Below are 26,355 nucleotides of genomic sequence, written 5' to 3' on the forward strand. Positions count from 1 at the left end.
AACGCAAAGGGGCAAATAATGGCAACAGCACTGACACTATTTCAACAACAACTCAGTGATAAGCTGCCAGCCTCGGCGTTTATTGAAGATTACCCTAGGCGCTATGCTTTTGGCACTGATGCCAGCTTTTATCGTTTAGTGCCGCAATTAATAGTACTGGTTGCTGATCAGCAACAAGCGCAACAGGTCATCAGTGCCGCTGCAACATATAAAGTTGCCATTACTTTTCGTGCCGCCGGTACTAGCCTATCAGGCCAAGCAATTACAGATTCTGTATTAGTGCTGCTTAGTGATTGCTGGTCTGGTTATCAAATTGAAGATAACGGCGCTGCCATTCGGTTAGAGCCAGCTATTATTGGTGCTCGTGCCAATGCCGTACTTGCGCCTTTTGGCCGTAAAATTGGCCCTGATCCCGCTTCAATCAATAGTTGTAAAATCGCTGGCATGGCAGCCAACAATTCATCAGGTATGTGCTGTGGCGTGGCACAAAATAGTTACCATACAGTAAAGGACATGACCTTAATCTTCACTGACGGTACAGTGCTTGATACACGCAGTGAGCAAAGCCGTTCTAAATTTTTACATAGCCATAAACCGTTTATTAACGATATCACTGCGCTTGCCCAGCAGGTTACAAATAATCCTGAGTTGGCACAGCGTATTGCTCATAAATACCGCTTAAAAAATACCACGGGTTATGGTTTAAACGCGCTAATTGATTACACTGATCCGATTGAGATCATTAAGCATTTAATGATTGGCTCTGAAGGTACGCTGGGGTTTATTGCTGATATTACTTACCACACGGTGATTGATCATGCTCATAAAAGCTCAGCGTTTATTATTTTTGATGATATAAGCCAAGTCTGTGAATTAGTAAAGCAGCTAGCAACGCTTGATGTAGCGGCGGTTGAGTTATTGGATAAGCGCTCGCTCCTGTGCGTCGCGCATCATGACATCATGCCTAAAGATGTTCATAACTACCCAGCAGATAGTGCAGCATTATTAATCGAAGTACGTGCAGAAGACGCAACAAAATTAGTTAATTTACAACAACAAGTGGATCAGCTTGTCGCACATTTTAGCGCCCATCAATTAGCGATTATGGCGTTTTCAACAGATGCTAAGCGCAATGCATCATTATGGAATATTCGTAAAGGTACGTTCCCGGCAGTCGGTGCAGTGCGCGAAAATGGCACCACTGTGATCATTGAAGACGTGGCTTTTGAGCTGGATGTATTAGCTCAGGGTGTTAAAGCTCTGCATCAATTATTTGATAAATACAGTTACGATGAAGCGATTATTTTTGGCCATGCCTTAGCGGGTAATTTGCATTTTGTATTTACCCAAGCGTTCGATACACCAGCGCAAGTAGCGCGTTATGAGCAATTTATGCGGGACGTGTCGCAACTGGTGGCGGTTGAACTTAATGGCTCATTAAAAGCTGAGCATGGTACTGGGCGAAATATGGCGCCGTTTGTGGCAACTGAATGGGGCACTGATGGCTTTGCTGTGATGCAACGTATTAAACAATTGTTTGATAAAGACCACATTTTAAACCCAGGAGTGATCATCAATACCGATGAAAACTGCCATATTCAACATTTAAAAACCATGCCTAGCAGCGACGATATAATCGACAAATGTATTGAGTGTGGTTTTTGCGAAACCGTATGCCCATCAAAAGGACTCACCTTAACGCCGCGCCAACGTATTACGCTGTGGCGACGTCGCACTGAATTGGTTAATCAACTTAGTAACACCGGTGATATTAGCGAAAAACAGCACATTAATCGTCAGCTCAGCAGTATCGAAAAAGATTTTCAATATTTAGGTATTGATAGCTGTGCAGCAACCGGGCTGTGTGGCATGAAATGCCCCGTTGGTATTAACACCGGTGAATTTATAAAATCCCTGAGGGCAAAAAAGCAACTCAATGCAAAAGTGGCGCCGCGCATAGCCAGTTTTGCGGTCAAACATTTTGCGGTATTAGCAAATACAGCACGCTTTGGTTTAACCAGTATGGCGATGGTGCGAAACATCATTGGTGCACAGGCACTGCGTACTTTAACCAAACCTACTAATAAGCTGATTGGCACCCCACTTTATTATTCAGCGTGGCCAAGGGGGGAGCAGCCAATTAATCACAGCATAGTACACGCACAACAGCCTGATAAAGTGGTTTATCTTCCCAGTTGTGCCAGCAGGGTGTTTGCAGCCGATGAGCAAGCGGATGATCGCCGCTCAATTATGCAAGTTATGCATAGCCTCGCGACTAAAGCGGGAATTGAACTGTTACTGCCGATGCAAATTAATGAGCTATGTTGTGGCATGCCCTTTGCCAGTAAAGGCTTACCTGAACAGGCAAAAAGTAAAGCTGAGCAGTTACTCGATATCGCGCAGCAGGTGTCTGAAAATGGTCGTTACCCGATTATTTTTGACGCCAGTCCATGTGCATTAACAAGCAATGAAGCAGCGCAACAGCGCGGTTTAACAGTACTCGAAAGCGCTGAGTTTGCTTATCAATATTTATTGCCTAAGCTGACCATCACAGCCCAACCAGAGCCGGTTATGTTACATGTTACCTGTAGTAGCAAGCGCCGTGGCAGTGAACAACAACTTGTTGCCGTAGCTAAAGCATGCAGTAACGAAGTAATTATTCCGGCTGATATTGAATGTTGTGGCTTTGCCGGCGATAAGGGCTTTAACTTGCCAGAGCTAAATGCTAATGCATTAAAAACGCTGCGTTACCAAGTGCCTCAAAATTGCAGTAGCGGTATTTCTAATAGCCGCAGTTGTGAAATTGGCTTAACTCAGCACAGCGGTATTAACTACCAATCTGTGCTGTATTTATTAGATAAAGTGAGTCAAGCAGCCTCTTGATGAGGCTTAGACATTATACTTTCCAAAAAATCCCGCGTTTATAGCACGCATACATCACTAGATAAGAGGCGAGTAAAAATAGCAACGAATAGCTAAAAGAGCCTAAATAATTACCAAATAGCGGTTGTAATACTTGATTAAATATAGCACCTTTTAAACTTGTATCAGCCACTGGGATCATAATTAAAATACGCGCTACTATGCCAGCAAACATAAAGAACAAAATAGCGTTAGCGCCAAACACTAAAAACGGCGCACTCCACAAGCGAACTTTACGAATATCGAGAATATAGCTACACAGTGCATAGCATAACATCGCTAGTCCTGAGCTGATTATTACATAGCTTGGTGTCCATAGTGCTTTGTTTATTGGTATTAAAAGTGAAAGTAAGCACCCGCAAACAATGCTTGTAATAGCCACTAGGGTAAATATTCTGACTTGTTTGCCAAGGTTTTATATAGTATCCGCACAATATTCCTGATAATGCCGTTGCAACTGCAGGTAAGGTTGAGAGTATTCCTTCTGGATCAAATGCTAAAGGTTTTGCTGTGGCATAGTAAACATGATTTGCACCGAGCAGTAAATTATCAAGCCAAGCGCTGAGGTTATTACCATGCAGCCACAGCCCTTTAACGATTTCACCGTTAGGCAATGAATAGGGCGTATATATCATTAATGCGCCGTACCCGATGAGTAAGCTAACAAAGGTAAGCGCAATATACTTTGGTTTTATATAAAGGTAACAAGCTAAGGCAATCAGATAAACTAGACCGATGCGTTGTAAAACGCCCATGATCCTAATACCTGCTAAACGTTCATCTAGCCAGCTGAAATTAGGATCGCGAAAATTATAGTAGAACAGGGCTAAAAACCAACCTAATGCAACTAGCTTTACCGTACGCACTACACCAGATCTGAGTATACTTTATTTCGTAATTCCTTTTGCCTGCATGGCATTAACCGATAGTGTGATCGACATCCCAACAATAAAAATAAAAAATGGGAAAATTAAATCAGTGGGTGTTAGGCCATGCCAATCAGCATGTTTAAGCGGCCAGTACAGAGATACCCAAACCACCTCAAGATCCGAGTTTCAGTTGGAATTAAAAGCGATGTAGGCAAGGCATTGATTGCAAGTAATAGTGGTTCTATTGTTAAAATCAATAACGCAGTATAAATCGCTTTTAAACCAAACCGTTGGGCGTTTCACAGGCACTTACTCTCATCGTTGTTACTTCTTAAAAGGGACTGCCATTGTTGCAAAGTAACGCCTTGATATTAAGCCCCTGTGCAACGCTGAATTCTGTATCATGAGGTGGTTTGGGTATATAACCAACTTCCTGGGTTATTGACTAGAATCATCGCAGTGATAGTGAACCCTCGCAGTACATCTAAGGCGAGCAAACGATGACTGGGTAATTGTGACAATATATTCTGGCAGTGATGTTTAACCATAACGTTCTTTTATTTGTTATTTGCCTTTTAATTGTAATAATTTATTCATTTTGAGCAAGGTAAATTTTCTTCGCTTATTTTGTTAAAAGCGCAAACAGATAAATTGATTTTTCTATGGGGAAACAGCAATCGCTTAGCGCAAGCTCAGCAACAAGTTGTTGCATAAGTTCAACTGGCATGTAGTGAAAATTCAAATAATATTACAAGTATTTGAATTTAAAATTTTTATGTCGCGAGAGCCAAGCTGAGCGCGGTCTAAAAATTGCATAGAGATAAATTATTAGCCGTTGGGAACAACAGAAATAAGTACTTTACGAGCTTTTAGCTGGATCGTATGGGAGCTATTTGCTATCATTTATCGTTAGTATAATTGCCAAGGAAATACAAGGCCAGCATAGAGAAGTAAGTATTTTGCTAGGCCGTGTTAATATCAATCTTGATTTAAAAAAGTTAATCTTATTTTTAGCTATTTCAGTGACTGTGATCACCTTTCTAAATGGCTTTTATTCCAGCTACCAAGTACAAAAACAGCAGCTACAATCGCAAACCTTAAAAAACCATAATGCGTATGCCGCTAAACTTGTCTCTGCCACTGACCGGTTTCTACTGGCTTCTCAGCAGCAACTCGCTTATTCAGCAAAAATTCTTGCAATCCAATTTAATGATGCAAACACTCTTGCGCAAGAGGCGCAGCGACTTAGGTTGCAAACTGATAGCTTTAACTCAACGGTTGTCGTTGACAAAAATGGTGTGGTATTAGCCCATTCACCATTGAGTCTAAAGCTAAAAGGTCAACTTTTAGAAAGTGATGGTGCAAAACAAGCACTAGCGAATAAAAAGCCAATGATCAGTGAGCCTTATATTTCTGCGGTAGGGAACCTCGTGATAGTTATTTCGCATCCGATATTTAACTCTCAAGGTGAATACCTTGGCTACATAGGAGGGACATTATACCTAAAACAAAAAGGGATTTTACACGACTTACTGCAAGTACATTTTCATAAAGACGGCTCATATATCTATGTTGTTGATAAGAATAGGCGCTTACTTTATCACCCTGATGTTGCTCGGATCGGTGAACAAGTTTTTGGCAATCCAGTGATCGAAGCGGTGCTAAGAGGTGAAAGCGGCACTAGGCAGTTAATTAATAGTCAAAACATTGTCATGCTGGCAGGTTATGCACCATTAAAAAGTGCCTCTTGGGGCATTGTCACACAACGACCATTAGACGCTACATTTGCGCCATTAGACGATTTAATGATGAATGTTTTATATCGAACCCTGCCAGTAGGGTTGGCAACCTTTATATTTATTTGGGTGCTAGCTCGGTTAATTTCAAAGCCGTTAAGGCAACTTGCAGAAACGGCTAAAACACTTGATAACCCTTCAACTTCGCAACAGTTAAAGCAAGTGCGGTCTTGGTATTATGAAAGCTCTGAACTGCGTTTAGCTATGCTAAAAGGAGTCGGCTTATTACAAAACCAGATTGGTCTATTACAGCATGAAGCACAAACAGATCCACTTACGGGCTTACATAACAGACGTAGCCTGGAGCTCATGTTAGATCAATTAACTTTACAGCAAACACCCTTCACTGTGCTTGCTATCGATATTGATTTTTTTAAGCGTGTTAATGATGAGTTTGGCCATGATATTGGTGATATTGTTTTGCAATCGTTGGCTAAAATTATTGTTGATGTAACCCGTGAAAATGATTTTGTTGCACGTACGGGGGGAGAAGAGTTTATTGTTATATTACCAAATATTAACGCCAAATCAGCTTATCAACTTGCGGAACGATTACGTATGCGTGTATCAGAAACAATCATCGAACCAGTAGGAAGTATCAACATATCAATAGGTATTTCTGGCTGGCCACTGATGCAATTGAGTGTTGAAGAGATACTCAAACAAGCGGATCAGGCTTTATACAAAGCGAAAAAAACGGGTCGTAATCGGTGTATTATTGATTCTCAGTTTATCCAATCTGATGATTCTCAGTTTATCCAATCTGAACTTGTCGAGCAGGAATAATTTATTGGCAATGGCTTTTAACTATGCAATATTAATAGCCTGTTTTTAAAGTTATAAGCTACTACAATGTTGTTAAATATCAGTTTTAAACTAATGTCACTGCTTGGAGTGTATGCTTTAAGCAGTGCAGCAATTGCCCATGACGCTAACGCTACATATTCCGACCCAGCTCAAAGCTATCGTAGTGAGTTTGTTGATGTTGCAACGTTAATACCGACCGCATTATTTGATATTCGCTATTTTAGTGGGCAAAACTTTGTTGGTAAACCAATCGAAGGTTATAACGCGCCTAAATGCTTATTGCATAAAACGGCAGCTGCAGCGCTGGTAAAAGCACATTCTCAGGCGGAGCAAGCAGGTTATAATTTTAAAATCTATGATTGTTATCGGCCACAACGAGCCGTTGACCACTTTGTGCGTTGGGTTAACGACGAAACTGACACAAAAACCAAAGCTGCGTATTACCCTAATTTAGGAAAAGATCAGTTACTCGGTGATTATATCGCAGCTAAATCAGGCCACAGCCGTGGTTCAACAATTGATTTAACTTTGACTGATAGTCAAGGCAAAGCATTAAATATGGGCTCATTGTTTGATATGTTCGATACCATCTCAAATACCGATGATCCGCGTATTACTCAAGATCAACAAGCAAACAGATATAAGTTAAAAAATATCATGTTGGCCGCTGGATTTTCGCCTTACGCAATGGAGTGGTGGCACTTTACCTATCAGCCACAAGCCTATCCAAATACTTATTTTGATTTTGTGGTGCAGTGAGGTGCTAGCGAGTTAAAAACAGTAAAGTTAGTGAGCTGAACTAAGTACATCTATTCAGCCCACTAATTTATACACTCATAATGAGGCGGTATATAGCCATTGCTAGTTACAGGCGCGAAATTAGTTTCGCGCCTTTATCGTTAAGCAGGAAATAGCTAGCTTCTAACTTTCCCCTCCGTAGCTTGTTTTTACTGAACGGTTGCTTTTAAACCACGGCGTTTTAATAACGCTGAGGTGTCAGGCTCTTGACCGCGGAACGCTTTGAACGACTCCATTAGGTCACGTGAGTTACCAACTTCTAAGATCTCTTTACGGTATTTATCGCCCATTTTACGGGTTAAACCGCCTTGCTCTTGAACGTAAGCAAATGCATCGGCCGCTAAAATTTCACTCCACATGTATGCGTAGTAGCCCGCTGAGTAACCGCCACCCATTGAGTGTGAGAAGAACGCAGACTTATAACGCGGTGGCACAAATGGCACATTTACACCGTGCTTAGTTAGTGCTTGTTGCTCAAATTTCTCAATATCTTGTAACGGGGCATCAGCAGGCAATGAGTGCCATTCCATATCTAAAAGTGCCGCTGCAACGTACTCAAGGGTGTCATAGCCTTGGTTGAAGCTACGTGATTGAATTACTTTAGTCAGTAACTCATCAGGAATTGGCTCACCTGTTTCGTGGTGTTTTGCATAGTTTGCGATAACTTCAGGATACATAGCCCAATCTTCTTCAAACGTTGATGGGAACTCAACGAAGTCACGAGATACTGAAGTACCCGATAAAGTTGGGTATTTCACGTTCGAGAACATACCATGTAGGCCGTGACCCAATTCGTGAAAGATAGTTGTTGTTTCGTCATAGCTGATTAGCGTTGGTTCACCTTTGGCGCCTTTTTGAATGTTCATTACATTCACAACCACAGGCTTTTGTTCTTTTAAGCCAGATTGTTTTACAAACGAGCTCATCCATGCGCCACCACGTTTGCCTTCACGCGCAAAGTAATCAGCAAAGAAAATCGCAAGGCTCTTACCATCAGCATCAAATAGCTCATATGCTTTTACATCTGGATGATAAACCGGAATATCAGTGCGTGGTTTGAAAGTAATGCCATATAAGCGGTTCATGGTAAAGAATACGCCGTCTTCTAATACACGATTAAACTCAAAGTATTCTTTTACTGCATTTTCGTCTAAGTTGTACTTATCTTTACGTACTTGCTCTGCGTAGAATAGCCAATCCCAAGGCTGTAGCTTAAATTGATCGCCAGACTCATCGATTTTCGCTTGGATCGCAGCAGCTTCAGCATTAACGTTTTGCATCAACGCAGGGATCATGCTGGCAAACATATCAAATACTGCTTCTGGTTTCTTCGCCATTTGTGATTCTAATCCAAACGCAGCCCAACTGTCATAACCAAGTAGTTTTGCTTTTTGAGCACGTAGCTGAGCTAGTTCAGCCACGATTTCGCGGTTACTATTTTCACCCGATAGCGCACGCTCTGATGATGCACGCCATACTTTTTCACGTAGCTCACGGTTTTTAAGCGCTGCTAAAATTGGTTGGCGCGTTGTGTTAGTGATTTTTATCAGATATTTACCTGAGTGACCCGCTTGTGTTGCAGCATTGGCAAGTTGCTCTATTTGGCCTGCTGATAAACCATCAAGCAGCGCTTTATCGTCAACGATAACAACATTGCTGTTAGTCAATGCTAGTAAGTTTTGTGAAAACTGAGTGGTTAAGCTTGAGTGCTTGGTATTGATATCACGAATTTGTTGTTTTTGTTCTGCGTTTAATTTCGCACCCGCTCTGATAAAGCGTTTGTAGTAAACGTCGAGTAAGCGAGTTTCTTCAGCTGTTAAAGCCAGAGTGTCTGACTCTGCGTGTAATGTTGCTACTTTTTCAAATAATGCTTTATTTAAGAAAATGTTGTCGCTGTGTGCTGCCATTTTTGGCGCTAGCTCTTTTTGTATCTCACGACGCGTTGGGTTTGAGTCACTGCCTGCTAGGTTATAGAAAATGCTACGGGTACGGGTTAATAATTCCCCACTTTCTTCAAGCGCAACAATTGTATTAGCAAAATCAGGCTTAGCAGGATTATTGATAATCGTTTGTACTTCAGCCATTTGCTCAGCCATACCCTGATTAAAAGCCGGCATAAAGTGTTCGTCTTTAATCGCATTGAAATCTGGCGTTTCGTATTGTAAAACGCTTTTCACTAACAGTGGATTAGCTTGCTGTACTTGATCAGCTGTAGCCGTTTGTTCGGCTTTAATGTTGTTTGCTGTTGTTTGGGGCTCAGAACAGGCTGTTAATAATAACGCTGAACTGATCGCGGTTGCTAATAAGTGTTTCATTATTTTTCTCTTATCATTTTTAAAAATTAAATTGTGCCGATATAAGCGCAGTAAGCGCTTTGTAAATCAGCAGGTGCCTGCTGTCATCAAAGTTGAAGTGCACAAAAAATAGCAGCAAAGCGCAATTAAATGGGGCAAATATCACTATGTGCTCAATGGCCCAAGCATACTGCAGATAACTACTAATGATCTCACCTATTGAGATAAGGCGATTATTAGCTGCGATAAGTGGTGAAATCTCACTAAGAATGGAATATATTTTTACTTTTACGCAATTTTTTCAGTGAGTTTTCAAATACGTGATAGGTTGCAAAAAATGATGCTGAGCAATCAACTGTAACAAAAAAAGTAACACTCATCCGTGATAGAAAAAATTACTCAACGCGCCTTAAATATTGGCTAAGGTAAATAAAGACTCGAAAGGGGGTTGACATAACTTATTAACCCTGTATAGTTTGCTGCAGCTAGAAAGAAAGCATGAAAGCTATAAATCTCCATTTCGATGTTGTATAAGTAATACTTGTAGTACCGTCCTGAAGTTTTTAAAGTACCATCTCATTTTTTGCTACACCGCTCACTAGAGCAATTATTTTATTTTTATATCAGGATATTACAATGTCAAACATCGTATCAGGTACAGTTAAGTGGTTCAACGAGTCTAAAGGTTTTGGTTTCATTGAGCAAGAAAATGGCCCAGACGTTTTCGCACATTTTTCAGCAATCAAAAGCGAAGGTTTCAAAACTTTAGCTGAAGGCCAACGTGTAGAGTTCACTCTTTCACAAGGTCAAAAAGGTCCACAAGCAGAGAACATCACTGCTGTATAATTTTACCTTTTAGGTAGAATAAAAAAAGCAAGCTTAGGCTTGCTTTTTTGTGTTTTAAAATTGACGTAACTTGCTCCCCCTCCTATTCTTTATCTATTATTATTATTCTGTAACGAGATAGATTATCTACCGATTACTTATCCTAGTGTTTAGCCTTGGATTCACTTTTACTTGCGCTGCAAAGCCAATAATTACTATTTTTACTGAACAGTTTCCCCCTTATAATTTTTCGAATAAAGGGCAGCTGCAAGGGATTAATTTAGATATTGTGCGTACGTTGTGTGAGCTTTCACAAGTGGAGTGCAAATTTGAGCTGTTGCCTTGGGCAAGGGCATACGATTTAGTGCAAAAAAATCAGCTCTCAGGGCTAGTATCAACCGCTCGCAGTGCTGAGCGAGAAGATTTATTTTACTGGGTTGGCCCGTTGGTTTCTTCACGTACATTTTTTTATCGTCTTCGCGACAACAAACACATCAATCCAACTGATATTACTCAAGTTAGTGCATATACCTTAGGTGTCGTTAGAGGCAATATTTATGAGGGGTTAGTGGAGAGTATTGGTTTCCAACAAGATAAAAACTTATTAAAAGTAGCTCATCACTATGAATATATGAACCTATTTTTTAAAAATAAAATCGATTTAATTCTCGGCTCAGAGTTTGCCTTAGATTACCAACTGCAGCAATTTGGTCATGGTGGTAAAGAAGTCGTCAAACTAGTTGAGCTACCAGTAAATACATTACAGGGTAACTACGTAGTATTTAATAAAGAGATGCCTATTGAAATAGTTGAACGCTTCAATGAGCAGTTAGAAAAACTTAAAGCGGTGGATAACTTTGACGCTTATCGGCATCGTTATGTACAATAGCTAGTTAATGAGCCGTTATTAATTGACGGTATTTTTCAGTACTTTTAACCTTTAAAAAAGCCTGCTGCAGTGCTTTTATAATATCTTCATCAGTATTGATATTTGCAGCTAAGTAACCAGCTACTGCCAGTCCTTCTATGGCATGTACGAACGTCAGTGCGTTAGCATTGATCGCTAGCTGCTCACTCATTGAAGCTAGATAATTAGCATCGTCGACTACCAGATCAACTTTTCTTGCCAGTAGTAACTGATATGACTTTTGAATATCAGTGGTCAGCAATACTTCGAAACCACGTTTTACTAATACTTGCGATGCAAGGTCATGGCGCTGTACGGCAATTTTATATTGCTTAGCTTGCTCTGTATTATCAAAGTTAATATCACTGCGCTCAGAGAGTTTTACAAAGCCCATTTCAAACTGTGCTACTGGCCCTATCCAATGGAATAGTGTCTCGCGATCCGTTGTGCGTGCCATACTGTAAATTAAGGTGTTGCTATTATTAACCGCCATTTTATAAGCACGTGCCCAAGGGTACATGTTGATTGGGGCATTGAGCTTAGCCTCTAAAATAATCATATTTACTAACTCAGTACTATAACCAGTTACCTGATTATTCAGCAAAACTTGATTCGGCGGTGACAACTCGGTCACAACCATTAAGTTTTGATTTGCAGTACTATGGACACTGATACAAAGAAGTAGCAGATTAATAAATAGCCGCATTTATTTTCTCTTTTTGACGATAGAACTTTGAGTATAGCAATAACTAGGAAAAGTATTATGAAAGTAAACAGTGAATTAAAAACGATAAAAGGGCCATAAAGGCCCTTTGTGAAGTATCGTTCAAGTAAGATAAGTCTTTAACCCCTTAAAGGCTTATCCTATTGTTTTGCAACCAAGGCTCATCTCAAAGTTTCTAAGCTAGCGAGAGGAAAAAACCTGCAATTGCGGCGCTCATAAGGTTAGCCATAGATCCTGCTAACACTGCTCTGAGCCCTAAGCGTGCGATATCCTTTCGCCGACTAGGCGCCATACCGCCTAATCCACCTAGTAAAATGGCTATCGATGATAAGTTAGCAAACCCACATAACGCGAATGTGACAATCGCTTGTGTGTGCGCACTTAACGTATCGCGATAATTCATAAAGTCTAAATAAGCAACAAACTCGTTTACTACTAATTTTTGACCAATAAAGCTACCAGCTATAATTGCTTCATTCCACGGTACACCTAGTAACCAGGCAACCGGCGCAAATATATAACCTAAAATTTCTTGTAGTGTTAGGGTTGGATAATCAAACCAACCACCAATACCACCTAATAAACCGTTTAACAGCGCAATTAAAGCTACAAATGCCAGTAACATTGCGCCTACATTCAAGGCTAAATGCATACCGTTTGCTGCACCCGATGCTGCTGCATCAATTACGTTAACAGGCTTGTCTTCGTCAAGCTCTAAATCAGCTAAAGTATCTTTTGGTGTTTCGGTCTCTGGCACAATCATCTTGGCCATTAAGAAACCACCCGGCGCTGCCATAAAGCTGGCTGCAATTAAATATTTAAGCTCTACACCAATAATCACGTAACCGGCCATTACTGAGCCCGCTACCGTTGCTAAGCCACCTACCATTACTGCAAATAACTCTGACTTAGTCATCGTTGCAATGAACGGCTTAACAATCAGTGGCGCTTCAGTTTGACCAACAAAAATGTTTGCGGTTGCTGAAAGCGACTCAGTGCGTGAGGTTTTCAACAGTTTTTGTAAACCACCGCCTAATATTCTAATTATCCAATCCATAATGCCTAAGTGATATAACACAGCAACTAATGCTGAGAAAAACACAATAACTGGCAATACCTGAATAGCAAAAATAAACCCTAACGTATCCTGATTTGCTAACGGTCCAAATAAAAAGCTGATCCCATCATTAGCAAACCCGATCACTGATGATACGGCTTTTGACATGCCAACTAATGCATTTTTACCTGCGTCTGAAAACAGGACAAAACCACCAATTATAAATTGCAGGGCAAAAGCGATACCGACAGTTCTAAAACTAATTGCTTTGCGATTTGTCGAAGCCGCAAATGCAATGCCTAGCAGCATACACATGCCGACTAAGCTCATAAATGTTGTCATCTTTGCTTATTCCCGTTGTTATTTTTGCAGTAAATATTTTATTTTACTTTTAATTATATCAATCGCAACACGATTCATACCACCACGTGTAACCACTAAATCAGCCTTGTGCTTTGAAGGCTCAATAAACTGATAAAACATCGGTCTCACAGTAGCTTGATATTGTTCAACAACGGACTGTAATGTTCTGCCTCGTTGCTCCATATCACGTTGCATACGGCGCATCAGGCAAATATCAAGCGGTGTATCAATAAACACTTTGATATCAAATTCTTTACGTAGCGCTTTATCACTAAGCAATAAAATCCCTTCAACTATGAGAATTTCTGCTGGCATCACAGTACGTGTTTTGTCACTGCGAGTATGCTGCGCATAATCATAGGTAGGTACTTCTACCGCTTCGCCATCACGTAACTGTGTTAAATGTTTACACATTAACTCATGTTCAAACGCATCAGGATGGTCGTAATTCGTTTGCGTACGATGATCAAACGGCAAATGCGATTGGTCTTTATAGTACGCATCTTCTTCAATCACGGCGATGGCGCCTGGTTCAAGCTCATTCACCAATTCATTGTAAATTGTTTGGCTAAAAAGAGATTTGCCAGACGCAGAAGCGCCAGCAATGGCTATTATTGTTCGTGTCACTAAAGTTCTCATCCACACAGAAGGATACATTGTTGGTAGATCACAATAGCAAAAAAGACACGAATAATCTCTCTTGCTTCGCTTTAAGGTGTGAAATTTATAATGTTTAGGTTTTATGAAACAGGACTTATGTCCTGTACGTTAAAAAGCACAAAAATATAAAGTAGCTACATTGGATAATCGAGGTGAGTATGGCAAGAGCAATTATATTAATGGCAGATAGCCTAGGCATAGGTGCAGCACCAGACGCTGACAAATTTGGCGACTTGGGCGCAAACACTTTTGCACATTTGCTTAAAGCATACTTTGAAGAAACCGGCGAACGGCTATCACTACCTAACCTATCGTTATTAGGTTTAGTTGATGCATGTGAAGCTGCAGGCAATGAACCGTGCCTTGTTAGCGATCGTCAAACACCGATTGCTGCTTGGGGTTACGCAAAAGAGCTTTCTAGCGGCAAAGATACTCCATCAGGTCATTGGGAAATGGCAGGTGTACCGGTGTTATTCGATTGGGGATATTTCCCTAAAACACAACCGAGTTTTCCACAACAGTTAATTGACGAGCTGATTGCTCGTACCGGTATCCCGGGGATTTTAGGTAATTGCCATGCCTCGGGTACTACGATTTTAGAACAGCTAGGTGAAGAGCACATAAAAACAGGTAAACCAATCTGTTACACCTCAGCTGATAGCGTGTTTCAAATAGCCGCGCATGAACAAACTTTCGGTCTAGAAAAACTTTATCAGGTCTGCGAAATCACACGGGCGCTGCTTGATGAAATGAACATAGGACGAGTGATTGCGCGGCCATTTTTGGGTTCCAATAATCAAGACTTTGCCAGAACGGGCAATCGTCGAGATTATTCAGTGTTACCGCCAGCGCCAACATTGCTAGACAAACTAGCAGATGACGGTGGTGAAGTGATTAGCATAGGGAAGATATCTGACATCTATGCGCATCAAGGTATTACCCAAAAACACAAAGCCCCAGGCTTACAAAACTTGTTAGCAAAAACCACTGAGGTAATGGCATCAGCGCCAGATCACAGTTTGATATTTACTAATTTAGTTGATTTTGATGAAAAATTTGGTCATCGCCGCGACCCTGTTGGGTATGCAAAAGCGCTTAAACAGTTGGACGATTACTTACCAACGATACTTAAGCAGCTTAAAGCCGACGACGTACTAATTATTACGGCGGATCACGGTTGTGATCCAACATTCCCGGGCAGTGAGCACACCCGCGAATATGTGCCTGTACTTGCTTATCAGGTAGGGCTTGAAAATACCCCGCTTGGTGAACGTGCTAGTTTTGCAGATATAGGTCAAACACTTGCCCAGTGGTTTAACTTACCTGCACTTGAATATGGCGATGGCTTTATTGATAAGCTTAACGCGCTAAAAGTAAAAGGAAACGAATAATGAGTACTCCACATATTGACGCAAATAATGGCGATTTTGCACAAACGGTATTAATGCCGGGTGATCCATTACGTGCGCAATACATTGCTGAAAATTTTCTTGATGATGCTGTAAAAGTAACTGGCGTTCGTAACATGTATGGTTTTACTGGCACTTATAAAGGTAAACCAGTAAGCATTATGGGTTCTGGTATGGGCATTCCATCAATGTCGATTTATGCCCGCGAACTAATCGTCAGCTACGGTGTTAAAAACCTTATTCGTATCGGCACTTGCGGCGGTATTGGTAGCGACATTAAAATTCGTGACGTTATCTTTGCACAAGGCGCAAGCACAGATTCAAATGTAAACCGTGCACGTGTACGTGGTTATGATTTCTCAGCAATTGCTGATTTTGATTTACTATTAAACGGCGTTAATGCAGCAAAAGAGCTAGGTATTAAAGCGAAAGTGGGTAACGTATTTACCACCGATACCTTTTATCAAGCCGATAACAGCTTTTATCAAGAACTTGATAAACTAGGCATGTTAGCGGTAGATATGGAAACAGCCGGTTTATACGGCGTTGCTGCTGAATATGGCGCAAAGGCCATGGCATTATTTACCGTGAGTGACCACGTGATCACCGGTGAAGCAACCCCAAGTGAAGAGCGTCAAAGCACCTTCAATGAAATGGTTAAAATTGCCTTAGAGTCAATCTAAGCGTAATAAACAAAAAGTTCCTTGGTAACGTATTCGCAGTATTTTGGAGACACGCCCAAAATAATGTGAGACTAACCTCCAAAGCCGCCTAGTTAAACTAAGCGGCTTTTTTTATGGGGAAAAGCTAGCGAGGGGAAAGTTAGCAAGGGTAAAGTTAGCGAGGGTAAAGTTAGCGAGGGTAAAGTTAGCAAGGGTAAAGTTAGCAAGGGTAAAGTTAGCAAGGGTAAAGTTAGCGAGGGTAAAGTTAGCGAGGGTAAAGCTAGCGAGGGTAAAGTTAGCAAGGGTAAAGTTAGCAAGGGTAAAGTTAGCTAGGGTAAAGTTAGCGAGGGTAAAGCTAGCGAGGGTAAAGTTAGCAAGGGTAAAGTTAGCAAGGGTAAAGTTAGCGAGGGTAAAGTTAGCTAGGGTAAAGTTAGCTAGGGTAAAGTTAGCTAGGGTAAAGTTGTACCTTTAATGTTGTTTTTTGATTTTTTGTACTATAAATATATAAAACACTGAATAATTGATATTATGAATTTTGAGCGACTAGACGTATGGAAACGATCAGCGGCACTATCAGTAGCTGTATTTAAACACTTTAAATCAAGTCATGAGCGAGGTTTAAAAGATCAAATAACCCGTTCTAGCTTGTCAATATCATCGAATATAGCGGAAGGCTATGAAAGAATGTCTTCGAAAGATTGTGTTCGTTTTTTGTATTACGCCAAAGGCAGTTGTGGTGAATTGAGGTCTCAACTTTATATATCTATGGAAATAGGAGAAATCGATTCGAATACGGCATTTCAGTGGATCAATGAAACAACCGAATTATCTAAAATGCTGGGCGGATTAATTAAAGTGATAAGTAAAAGCTGAGCTGTGAGGGAGGGGGAGCTAGCGAGGGTAAAGTTAGCAAGGGTAAAGTTAGCAAGGGTAAAGAGACGAAGTACTTGACTACCGCGTTTAAAAATTCATTCTGATAAAACTCGCAAACTCGCAAACTCGCAAACTCGCAAACTCGCAAACTCGCAAACTCGCAAACTCGCAAACTCGCAAACTCGCAAACTCGCAAACTCGCAAACTCGCAAACTCGCAAACTCGCAAACTCGCAAACTCGCAAACTCGCAAACTCGCAAACTCGCAAACTCGCAAACTCGCAAACTCGCAAACTCGCAAACTCGCAAACTCGCAAACTCGCAAACTCGCAAACTCGCAAACTCGCAAACTCGCAAACTCGCAAACATTGACAATGCTGTGCACTCTTGCCACTGTTATACAAAGCAATAATTAAGGAGTGTTAATTGTGTCTAATTGGGTTGAGGCAAGTGTTAAAGATATTGTTTGGTGGACTGATACGTTATTTAGTTTAATTGTGAATGCCGATGTGGAGCCGTTTAAAGCAGGACAGTTTACTAAGCTTTCTATGATGATGGATGAAAAACGTATTGCACGGGCGTACTCTTACGTAAATGCACCAAGCTCTCCCGATTTAGAGTTTTATCTTATTAACGTGGTAGATGGCTTATTATCACAACAATTAGCCAAGCTTAAACCCGGCGATACGGTGATGATTGAAAGCCGCGCCAGTGGATTTTTTACTATTGATGAAATCCCCGCCAGTGAACAGTTATTTATGCTTAGCACCGGAACCGCAATTGGGCCGTTTTTATCCATTTTAGAGCAGCCTGATGTGTGGCAGCAATTTAAGCACGTTACCTTAGTGCATGGTGTGCGTTTGAATGCAGATTTAAGTTATCAAGCAAAAATTGCGCAGTTACAGCAGCAGTATCCGCAATTGAGTTATCTGCCCGTAGTGAGTCGCGAGCAGGCAATTGTCGGCTTAGATGGGCGTATTACTGATCGAATCGCCGATGGCACCTTATTTAAGCATTGTGATAGCGCAGTTAGCCCGCAAAATAGTCAATTTATGATCTGTGGTAATCCACAAATGGTTAAAGACACCAGCGCATTATTAACCGAGCAAGGCTACACTCGCAATCGTCGTAGGGAGCCTGGGCAAATCACCGTTGAGCAGTATTGGTAAAAAGCTATCGCGATCCGGTAAATTTTGTTATTTTAGAGTTTCTTAAATTACTCAGGAACAGTATGAAACCGTTATTTTTTTTAGTAAGTTTGCTATTTCCGTGGCAGTTATTAGCAACTGCAGCTGATGTAGTTGAACCACAGGCTAAAACTGAAACAACAGCAGCTAAATTGCCTGCTGCAGTAAAAACGACTGACACTAGCACTGGCGAAGAAAAATCAGTGCAGAGTAAAGCCCCAACAAAATCAACTGAGGCTGAACTACAAGATAGCCCAGCGGTGATCACCTTAACGCCAGAAAATAAGCAATCAGCTGAGCCTGTAAACGTTGAACCAACACAGCCAATTAAAACAGACACCAGCAAACCAAGCGAGCCTGAAGTTGATACCAGTAAGGTACTTGGTACTGAAGCGGCAAAACCTGCTGAACTTCCTAAAACACAACAAGAAAAACAGCTTGCTGTCGCACAAGCAGAGCAAGCGGTGATCCAAGCTAAAGAAGCGCTAACACTCAAACAACAAGTTAAAGCCAAACAGTCACGCGAATCGTTAGCCGTTATTGAGCAATTAATTAAGGCGTATAATGCCAGAAACATCGACGCATTTATTAGTATGTATGATGAAAATGTAGAGTTTTATGCCTTTCCAAACGAGTTACTTTTTAAGGGCAAAGAAAAACTGATTGCCCGTTACGGAATAATGTTTAAAAAATTAAAGTGTATAAAATCATCCCCAATTAAACGTATTGTGCACGGTAATATCGTTATCGATCATGAACTTTCAGAAACCTGTTCAACAGATCCAAATGTAGTTGATAAGCGCGGAGAGTTAATCTCTAGCTATCAAGTTGAAAATGGCAAAATAACCAAAGTACTCTTTTTTAGATAGAGTATTAGTAAGCAGATTGATTACAGGCAGATAAAGGGGCCGCGACTAGCATGCAAATTAGTGATGATAAAAAAATTCAGTTACTTTATCGTGTAGAGCCAGGCTGTTTAGGGCCAACGGGAGCACAAACCATTGAGCGTTTCTGCGATTATGCTAATCAGCAATTGTTCGCCCCTTATTTTGCCCTTTATCACTTTACCCCGCGGTTTGATAAAACTAAAGCCGAGCGCGAATACAGTATTAATGCTCGGCTGTTGTCTGATCAGCATGCGCAGGCTTATCTTGCGCACTTTAAAACCAACAAAGATGAGTTTGAAGAGCAACTCGACGAACTGCTCACTCAAGCAATCGAAAGCTTTTTAGAACGTTAAGTCGCCAGATACAATCGCATTAAAGCTGCTGTTGTCGTGCAAACTGGCAAATGCACTTTCATGTAATAGCTCATTACGTAAGTTTGGTGAATACTCCAACGACATTTTTATATCGGCCAACGCATCAGCGTGTTTATGAGTCAACGCATAAGCACATGCACGTTGCCAATAAGCGTAGCCATAGTCACTGTCTATATCCAAGGCTTGGTTACACAACTCTATCGCCTGAGCTGTTTCATTAAGCTCTAGTAATGCATCGGCTTTGTAAGCGATAGCTTCAACATCTTCGGGTTTACGTTTTAAAATCTCATCAAATATTTCGATCTTATTGGCTATATCGCTTTCTAAATTTGCACGCATCCATAAAGAGTGGACTTCATTGGTCACAGATATTTTTTGTTGGTTACTTAAGATTTCTTCAGAGCGCTCGCGTAGCTTTTCTTCAAATGTATTCAAACGTGCTTCGTATTCATTGGTGATCACGCTGACACGGGTATTTACAATATCTTCGACTTTGTTTTTTACATCACGTAACGAGTTCCAACCAACCAGTACCAAAATAGAGGCTGTGGCAGTGATGATAAAAAATACATTATTAATTGTATCTGTGGTGTAAGTCAGTGCGCGATCAGCGGTATCAAGCTGAGCATGAGTGACTTGTTTGGTAACGTCTTCACGTAGTTTTTGCTGATCTTGGCGTACCGCTTTGAGTTCATCAAGAATATAGCGTTCCATCAAGGGTCTATACATCGGCTCTTGAAGTTTTTTGAGTGCCTGTTGTTGCTGTTGTGGGCTGGGTGCAGCGCGAGACTCTTCAGCCTGTGCCTGAGCTGCCACAAAAGTGGCAAAAAGAAGTAAAATTGATACAAAATAATGACGCATACTACTGCCTAGTCGATAAATTAAAGTGCTAAGTAAATTACTGAAACTGTAACATGACTACCTATGAGTAACTAGGCCGCGTTGATTTTTCGAGGTTATTTTTACAGCAATATGCTGGGTAATTGCTGCTTTGCTGTAGTGGAAGAAAATGAAGCCAGTAAAAACAGGCAAAAAAAACCAGCTCTAAGAAGAGCTGGCCAAACTGCTTAAACAACTTAAAGTCGTTAGGGATATCAACAGGAGTGAGCGTTTATAATAACCAAATATATCTGAACAACGTCTTAATATTTAAAGCATTACAAATATTGGAAAATACTTTTTGGCCCCATTAACTCCACGCAGATCATTTACCTCAGCCACCGTTGGGTGATATTGCATGGTAACTAAACAATTTGCTCGTAAAGAATACGGTCATTGTTGAGTAAATATTCTGGTGACAGGGTTATCAAAATGATTTAAAAATTGTAGCCGCGAGTTTACCTCGCGACCTATAAACCGGCTTCGGGCTTGGTGCTACGGAATACAGCCTAGCACCAAGCTCCTTTTACTGTGGTAGGAACTGGCTTTAGCCGTGATTATCTTAAAACCACTTTTACCACCGAGGGCCACTGAGGCACTTCGCTGCACGGAGAAGAAAAAAAGTGCTTCGAGCAACGGTCTGCGGGCTAACCCTAGCTAGCTCCTTTTACTACCGTAGGCGTTAAGCTTGCTGACGCGGTCTTTATATTCTTTCTCTAAAGCTAGCACCTAGCTCCTTTTACTGTCGTAGGAACTGGCTTTAGCCGTGATTATCTTAAAACCACTTTTACCACCGAGGGCCACTGAGGCGCTTCGCTGCACGGAGAAGATAAAAAGTGCTTCGAGCAACGAGCTGATCCTAGCACCTAGCTCCTTTTACTACCGTAGGCGTTAAGCTTGCTGACGCGGTCTTTATATTCTTTCTCTAAAGCTAGCACCTAGCGCCTTTTACTGTCGTAGGAACTGGCTTTAGCTGTGATTATCTTAAAACCACTTTTACCACCGAGGGCACTGAGGCGCTTCGCTGCACGGAGAAGATAAAAAGTTTTTCGAGCGACAGTCTGCGGGCTAATCCTAGTACCTAGCGCCTTTTACCACCGTAGGCGTTAAGCTTGCTGACGCGGTCTTTATATTCACTCTCTAAAGCGCAGCGCCTCTTAACCTCTGTGGTGAATCAGTCAGTTAATAACTTTTTGTACAATGAGCAGTGAATGAGGGGAAATGAGGAAGGCAAAAGCTGCTGACTTCGAGTGACGAGCTGATCCTAGAACCTAGCGCCTTTTACTGTCGTAGGAACTGGCTTTAGCCGTGATTATCTTAAAATCACTTTTACCACCGAGGGCCACTGAGGCACTTCGCTGCCCGGAGAAGATAAAAAGTGCTTCGAGCGACGGTCTGCGGGCTAATCCTAGTACCTAGCGCCTTATACTACCGTAGGCGTTAAGCTTGCTGACGCGGTCTTTATATTATTTATCTTCAGCGCAGCGCCTCTTAACCTCTGTGGTGAATCAGTCAGTTAATAACTTTTTGCACAAGGAGCAGTGAGTGAGGGTAAATGAGGGGGCAAAAGCTGTTGGCTTCGAGCGACGAGCTGATCCTAACCCCCAGCTCCTTTTACTGTCGTAGGAACTGGCTTTAGCCGTGATTATCTTAAAACCACTTTTACCACCGAGGGCCACTGAGGCGCTTCGCTGCACGGAGAAGAAAAAAGTGCTTCGAGCAACGGTCTGCGGGCTAATCCTAGTACCTAGCGCCTTTTACCACCGTAGGCGTTAAGCTTGCTGACGCGGTCTTTATATTCTTTATCTAAAGCGCAGCGTCTCTTAACCTCTGTGGTGAATAAATCACTTAAAGGCATTTTGCACAAAAAGAAGTGAACGAGGGTAAATGAGAAGATAACGGCTTCGAGTTATGAGCAGCGAGCTTGTGTAAACAGCCTAGCACCTTTTACTTTCGTAGGAGAGCGCTTTAGCGCCGATTGGTTTTAACACATAACCTAAAACAGCATCACGGCTAAATGTTACCAGCAATGCAAAAATGATCCACTTCAACAATTGAAATCTGATCCAGTTAACTTAACACTGGTGCTTTTGGATAAGCACCATGATTTCAAAAGAAGAGTTCATGAAAATAAAAGTCTTAGCCATGCAAGGCATGTCTCAACGAGCCATCGCTAAACAATTGGCCATATCGCGCAACACCGTTAAAAAATACCTTCAAGGTGACTTTGACGAGCCGCATTATGCTACTCGTAAAACGGGTATTTCAAAATTAGAGGCATTTAAACCGTATTTACATTCTCGATTAGCTAAAGCCGCTCCAATACATTTATCAGCCGTTGTTTTACTCAGAGAAATTAAAGAGCAAGGCTATACCGGAGAAATATCGTTACTACGCCAGTACTTGTATCAATATCGAGGTAGCGTTGAACCCCAACCCATTATTCGCTTTGAAACAGAAGCGGGCAAACAAATGCAAGTTGATTGGGGCCAAATGCGAGGTGGGAAATCACCACTGCACGCCTTTGTCGCTGTTTTAGGCTTCAGCCGTGCATTGTTTGTCGCAATCACTGATAACATGCGCTATGAAACACTCGAAGCGTGTCATCGCCAAGCCTTTGAGTATTTCCAAGGCATTCCACAGCAAGTGTGGTATGACAATATGAAAACAGTGGTAATAGAGCGTGATGCTTACGGTGAAGGCAAACATCGCTTTAATCAATGCTTTTATCAATTTAGTAAAGAAATGGGGTTCATTCCAAAGCTCTGTAAACCCTACCGCCCACAAACAAAAGGGAAAGTAGAGCGAATGGTGCGCTATGTGCGCGATAACTTTTATCAGCCATTAGCCACTAAATTATTTGCCCTTGAACTTACTTTGGACGTTGAAACAGCCAATGTTGAAGTCATTAACTGGTTGAACACAGTGGCTAACCAGCGCATTCACGACACAATAAAAGTAAAGCCCGCAGATAGATTAAAAGAAGAGCAAGCGTACCTACAACCTTTACCCCCGCTCCAACCTGTTGCACCACCACAGCCGGCAGAAGTGGCTATACCTGTATTTGATATGTCCTTCGAGACTCACCCGTTACATCATGACTTAAACATTTACGCGCAATTCTCGGAGGCACTATGAACTTGCAACTCGCACGCTTACATGAACTAACGGAGGAGCTGCAACTCGCCGGTGTTGAAACAAATGCAACAGCGCTAGCGCAGCAAGCAGCAAAAGAGGAATGGGATTATTTACAGTTCTTAGAGCGCGTACTGCAAGGTGAGCAGGCGTACCGGCACCAACGTAAACAGGTTATGTTTACGCGTATGGCTGGATTTGCGTCATTAAAATCGCTTGAGGAGTTTGACTTTACGTTTGCCACCGGTGTGCCCAAAAAACAAGTTAACGAGCTTGCCACACTCTCGTTTATTGAACGAAAAGAAAACGTCGTTCTGCTCGGGCCATCAGGTGTAGGCAAAACACATATTGCCAGTGCGCTAGGTTACAAGGCAGTGCAAGCAGGCTTAAAAACCCGCTTTATTAGCGCGTCTGATTTAATATTGCAATTAACCACAGCGCAACGTCAAGATAAGTATAAACAAGTGATGCAGCGCTCAGTTCTGGCACCCAGGCTACTAATAATTGATGAAATAGGCTATTTACCGTTTAGTGCTCAGGAATCTAAATTATTGTTTGATGTCATTGCAAAGCGTTATGAAAAAGGAGCGGTCATACTCACCAGTAACCTCCCATTTGGACAATGGGGGAGCATTTTTGCGAATGACACAGCGTTAACATCAGCGATGTTAGATAGAATTTTACACCACTCACATATTGTTCAAATTAAGGGGGAAAGTTATAGGATCAAAGAAAAGAAACAAGCCGGATTAATGGAAAACCTTAATAAATAGTGGATCATTATTCAAATGGTGGAGTGGATCACTTTTCGGTTGTTGTTGACACTAAAGCCTGTTTCCACAAAAATATGTTTTTACACCGATAGTACCTAGCACCTTTAACCTATCACCTCTTCAGCGCAGCGTCTCTTAACCTCTGTGGTGAATAAATCACTTAAAGGCATTTTGCACAAAAAGAAGTGAATGAGGGTAAATGAGAAGATAACGGCTTCGAGTTACGAGCAGCGAGCTTGTGCAAACAGCCTAGCACCTAGTTACTTCCCTAAAACCTAGCGCCTTTAGCCTTCCCTTTCAGCGCAGCGCCTCACAGCCTCTTTGTGAATAAATTACTTAAAGATCGTTTGCACATGAACAGTGAATGTTGGTCTACAAAATATTACCTTTAAGGTGCTTTTTTGTAGGCCTTAAAGTTAGCTCCCCATATCAAACTTATTATTTTTAATACCATTATTAAGGATTGAGAGTGACATAGTACTAATTTCTGATTGTACATATGGCCAATAATCAGGGTTATCGATTGTTCTTTCTTTGATTTGATTTGGAATGAAACGGCTCATTTCAATATTGAAGTCTTTACGAACTTCATCGTCATGCTGTAGCTTGTCTAATTGAATAGTCAGTGCCTCAATAAAGTCTTCGTTGGTTTTACCCCTGGCCACAAGCTTTTTATTGATCAGTTGCTTAGATACCGCAACACCTCTTTGTTTTATCCAAACTATATCCCATACATCGCGCGGTTTAATGCGCCTAGCAGGGTAGGCTAATGCAATAAACTTGTCTGCAAGCGTTTCCGTTAATGATTGTACAGGGATCAGTAAACCTTCTGTTGGCGCGACAATATTATAGTGATTTATTAATGGCCTTTTTTCGATATCAAATGAAGGGATAGCGCAAATATCTATATGCATTTTTTGGCGGGGAAGATCAGGACGATTACTTTCTTTTTCGATACTTATTTTCCAAGATGAAGTATTAGCTTGATTATCTTCAGCTGGTTTATTTACCCATACCTGCACCTCATATTTATTTTGTATGTATTTTTGGATTTCAACTTCTAAGCCACTGAAACTACTTGGCTTGAAGTCATGCCCACCATTAAAATCTAAATCCTCAGATAATCTAGAACTGTTATGGCACAAACGAAGTGAGGTGCCACCAATAAAAGTAAGCGAAGGCATAACACCTTGTTTTACCATTGCAGCCATAATGTCGTGATGAAGAATTTCTTTTTCAATCACAGGCGTGACGCCAGCGTACTCTGGATTTGCAGCTATAATTTGGCGTATATATTCTGTTAGCATTTAGTTCTCCAGCATGTGTACGTTGCGATTGCAGGCTTTTAGATCCGCAATCGCTTGCAGCGTATTTGCTCGGTACATCTTGATGCTTTTATCGAAATATAGGTTTTTCGCAAATTTATCAATTGGTTTTTTTGTATGGGTCAGCTCAATAACCCCATACGGAGTTGAAAATGTGCCACTACGACCTTTCGTTATTACCGTTAACCTATCCATTAATATTTGCGAAATATCGCCCGTGTAACTGAGCTGGCTTTCTAGGCTAATGTAATTTAAAACGTCGCCACGTAGTTTTTTAACTATTTTATAAATAGCGGTGGTGGGGTCAGGTGGCGTGAGCGTGCTTTCAAAAATACCATTGCAGACTCTTCTTAATAGTCCTTTATTAACATTGTCAGTCAGAAACTTAGTGAATGCAGGAGTGGGTTTTTCAGCCATCATAAAAGCCAATTCTGCACTGGTATGAATACCGCCACCTGCTTTAACAGAGCTAGCTAGTATTGCTAATAATCTTTCTGCTTTATTCATTTGGTCTACAATTACATACTTATAATGTTATTAATTGTAGACCTTAAGCTTAATTGAAGCAAACTAGAGTTTAGATTAACTCTAGTTTGACTTGTATTGTCATCTAGCCCTCGTACTTATATCACCCTATAAACCGACTTCGGGCAATGAGCGGCGGGCTAATCCTAGCGCTTCCTTGTAGGTCGTCATTTATGGCGACAATGTCTAATGTTGAAAATTGACGCGCTAAAGCACGACCTACATTAGACTCTTTATGTTTTTCTCTAAAGCGCAGGCCTCTTAATCTCTGTGGTGAATACATCACTTACAATCAATTTGCACAA

The 26,355-nt window shown here is 41.3% G+C and carries 23 protein-coding genes and 1 pseudogene; 13 read left to right on the forward strand and 11 right to left on the reverse strand.

Annotation, left to right across the window (positions count from 1 at the left end; all coding sequences use genetic code 11):
* Positions 1-18 precede the first annotated feature (18 nt).
* Positions 19-2,883, forward strand: a complete 2,865-nt coding sequence (locus tag PVK79_RS10880; protein WP_257326728.1) for an FAD-binding and (Fe-S)-binding domain-containing protein — start codon at positions 19-21, stop codon at positions 2,881-2,883.
* Positions 2,884-2,896: 13 nt separating this feature from the next.
* Here PVK79_RS10880 and PVK79_RS10885 read toward each other — a convergent pair whose 3' ends face one another.
* Genes PVK79_RS10885 through PVK79_RS10895 form a run of 3 tightly spaced genes read right to left on the reverse strand, consistent with a single transcriptional unit; the run spans position 2,897 to position 3,962 of the window.
* Positions 2,897-3,199, reverse strand: coding sequence for a hypothetical protein (locus PVK79_RS10885; RefSeq protein ID WP_257326729.1), 303 nt, complete (start codon positions 3,197-3,199; stop codon positions 2,897-2,899).
* Positions 3,177-3,788 carry a hypothetical protein gene (locus tag PVK79_RS10890; RefSeq protein ID WP_257326730.1) on the reverse strand — a complete coding sequence of 204 codons (612 nt, stop codon included), beginning with the start codon at positions 3,786-3,788 and terminating at the stop codon, positions 3,177-3,179. Before PVK79_RS10890 ends, PVK79_RS10885 begins: the two co-directional genes overlap by 23 nt.
* Positions 3,789-3,809: 21 nt before the next feature.
* The gene (locus tag PVK79_RS10895) at positions 3,810-3,962 is read right to left on the reverse strand and encodes a hypothetical protein (RefSeq protein ID WP_274804084.1); all 153 of its coding nucleotides are present in this window, start codon (positions 3,960-3,962) and stop codon (positions 3,810-3,812) included.
* Between the two features lie 722 nt (positions 3,963-4,684).
* Between PVK79_RS10895 and PVK79_RS10900 the strand changes: the two genes are divergently transcribed.
* Positions 4,685-6,373 (forward strand): sensor domain-containing diguanylate cyclase, encoded by a 1,689-nt coding sequence (locus tag PVK79_RS10900; protein WP_425607887.1) that lies wholly within the window; start codon positions 4,685-4,687, stop codon positions 6,371-6,373.
* 66 nt (positions 6,374-6,439) lie between these two features.
* The gene (locus PVK79_RS10905) at positions 6,440-7,153 is read left to right on the forward strand and encodes a M15 family metallopeptidase (protein ID WP_145238815.1); all 714 of its coding nucleotides are present in this window, start codon (positions 6,440-6,442) and stop codon (positions 7,151-7,153) included.
* Between the two features lie 188 nt (positions 7,154-7,341).
* On the opposite strand, the gene PVK79_RS10910 is transcribed toward PVK79_RS10905, so the two are convergent.
* Positions 7,342-9,507 carry a M3 family metallopeptidase gene (locus PVK79_RS10910; protein ID WP_145238813.1) on the reverse strand — a complete coding sequence of 722 codons (2,166 nt, stop codon included), beginning with the start codon at positions 9,505-9,507 and terminating at the stop codon, positions 7,342-7,344.
* A 615-nt stretch (positions 9,508-10,122) separates the two neighbouring features.
* On the opposite strand from PVK79_RS10910, the gene PVK79_RS10915 reads away from it, so the two are divergent.
* Together PVK79_RS10915 and PVK79_RS10920 are read left to right on the forward strand one after the other, a co-directional pair.
* Complete coding sequence (locus tag PVK79_RS10915) at positions 10,123-10,332, forward strand: cold-shock protein (protein WP_058559473.1); 210 nt, start codon at positions 10,123-10,125, stop codon at positions 10,330-10,332.
* 145 nt (positions 10,333-10,477) lie between these two features.
* Complete coding sequence (locus PVK79_RS10920) at positions 10,478-11,200, forward strand: substrate-binding periplasmic protein (protein WP_145238810.1); 723 nt, start codon at positions 10,478-10,480, stop codon at positions 11,198-11,200.
* Between the two features lie 4 nt (positions 11,201-11,204).
* Here PVK79_RS10920 and PVK79_RS10925 read toward each other — a convergent pair whose 3' ends face one another.
* From PVK79_RS10925 to udk, 3 genes are all read right to left on the reverse strand, one after another.
* Positions 11,205-11,924, reverse strand: coding sequence for a substrate-binding periplasmic protein (locus PVK79_RS10925; RefSeq protein ID WP_182731971.1), 720 nt, complete (start codon positions 11,922-11,924; stop codon positions 11,205-11,207).
* Positions 11,925-12,117: 193 nt separating this feature from the next.
* Positions 12,118-13,341 carry a NupC/NupG family nucleoside CNT transporter gene (locus PVK79_RS10930; protein ID WP_182731970.1) on the reverse strand — a complete coding sequence of 408 codons (1,224 nt, stop codon included), beginning with the start codon at positions 13,339-13,341 and terminating at the stop codon, positions 12,118-12,120.
* Between the two features lie 18 nt (positions 13,342-13,359).
* Positions 13,360-13,989 carry a uridine kinase gene (gene udk, locus PVK79_RS10935; RefSeq protein ID WP_145238801.1) on the reverse strand — a complete coding sequence of 210 codons (630 nt, stop codon included), beginning with the start codon at positions 13,987-13,989 and terminating at the stop codon, positions 13,360-13,362.
* Between the two features lie 191 nt (positions 13,990-14,180).
* Here udk and PVK79_RS10940 point away from each other — a divergent pair, with 191 nt between their 5' ends.
* Entirely contained in the window at positions 14,181-15,413 is a 1,233-nt protein-coding gene (locus tag PVK79_RS10940) for a phosphopentomutase (RefSeq protein WP_145238798.1), read from the forward strand.
* Entirely contained in the window at positions 15,413-16,114 is a 702-nt protein-coding gene (gene deoD, locus PVK79_RS10945; protein WP_145238795.1) for a purine-nucleoside phosphorylase, read from the forward strand. Before PVK79_RS10940 ends, deoD begins: the two co-directional genes overlap by 1 nt.
* 111 nt (positions 16,115-16,225) lie before the next feature.
* Here the strand turns inward: deoD and PVK79_RS23555 are convergent.
* Positions 16,226-16,501: pseudogene (locus tag PVK79_RS23555) on the reverse strand (pentapeptide repeat-containing protein); the annotation flags it as partial.
* Between the two features lie 120 nt (positions 16,502-16,621).
* On the opposite strand from PVK79_RS23555, the gene PVK79_RS10950 reads away from it, so the two are divergent.
* The 4 genes from PVK79_RS10950 (at position 16,622) to PVK79_RS10965 (ending at position 19,392) form a co-directional block, all read left to right on the forward strand.
* The gene (locus PVK79_RS10950; protein WP_149980369.1) at positions 16,622-16,966 is read left to right on the forward strand and encodes a four helix bundle protein; all 345 of its coding nucleotides are present in this window, start codon (positions 16,622-16,624) and stop codon (positions 16,964-16,966) included.
* Between the two features lie 427 nt (positions 16,967-17,393).
* Positions 17,394-18,134, forward strand: a complete 741-nt coding sequence (locus tag PVK79_RS10955; protein ID WP_182732154.1) for a ferredoxin--NADP reductase — start codon at positions 17,394-17,396, stop codon at positions 18,132-18,134.
* A 62-nt stretch (positions 18,135-18,196) separates the two neighbouring features.
* Positions 18,197-19,021, forward strand: a complete 825-nt coding sequence (locus PVK79_RS10960; RefSeq protein ID WP_257326731.1) for a nuclear transport factor 2 family protein — start codon at positions 18,197-18,199, stop codon at positions 19,019-19,021.
* A 50-nt stretch (positions 19,022-19,071) separates the two neighbouring features.
* Positions 19,072-19,392: a hypothetical protein gene (locus PVK79_RS10965; protein WP_182732152.1), complete on the forward strand. Its 321-nt coding sequence runs from the start codon at positions 19,072-19,074 to the stop codon at positions 19,390-19,392.
* On the opposite strand, the gene PVK79_RS10970 is transcribed toward PVK79_RS10965, so the two are convergent.
* Positions 19,381-20,274, reverse strand: coding sequence for a tetratricopeptide repeat protein (locus PVK79_RS10970; protein WP_145238782.1), 894 nt, complete (start codon positions 20,272-20,274; stop codon positions 19,381-19,383). The two genes, PVK79_RS10965 and PVK79_RS10970, sit on opposite strands and share 12 nt — an antisense overlap.
* Before the next feature lie 2,121 nt (positions 20,275-22,395).
* Here PVK79_RS10970 and istA point away from each other — a divergent pair.
* Positions 22,396-23,430 carry an IS21 family transposase gene (gene istA, locus PVK79_RS10975; RefSeq protein WP_257324812.1) on the forward strand — a complete coding sequence of 345 codons (1,035 nt, stop codon included), beginning with the start codon at positions 22,396-22,398 and terminating at the stop codon, positions 23,428-23,430.
* Positions 23,427-24,200, forward strand: a complete 774-nt coding sequence (gene istB / locus PVK79_RS10980; protein ID WP_182762799.1) for an IS21-like element helper ATPase IstB — start codon at positions 23,427-23,429, stop codon at positions 24,198-24,200. The genes istA and istB overlap by 4 nt, the downstream gene beginning before the upstream one ends.
* A gap of 416 nt (positions 24,201-24,616) precedes the next feature.
* Here the strand turns inward: istB and PVK79_RS10985 are convergent, their stop codons facing one another.
* Positions 24,617-25,507 (reverse strand): nucleotidyl transferase AbiEii/AbiGii toxin family protein, encoded by an 891-nt coding sequence (locus PVK79_RS10985; RefSeq protein WP_145238779.1) that lies wholly within the window; start codon positions 25,505-25,507, stop codon positions 24,617-24,619.
* The gene (gene abiEi / locus PVK79_RS10990) at positions 25,508-26,032 is read right to left on the reverse strand and encodes a type IV toxin-antitoxin system AbiEi family antitoxin (protein ID WP_145238776.1); all 525 of its coding nucleotides are present in this window, start codon (positions 26,030-26,032) and stop codon (positions 25,508-25,510) included. It abuts the gene before it with no gap.
* Positions 26,033-26,355 lie beyond the last annotated feature (323 nt).

Source organism: Pseudoalteromonas rhizosphaerae, assembly GCF_028885455.1.
In the GTDB taxonomy this organism is placed as follows: domain Bacteria; phylum Pseudomonadota; class Gammaproteobacteria; order Enterobacterales; family Alteromonadaceae; genus Pseudoalteromonas; species Pseudoalteromonas rhizosphaerae.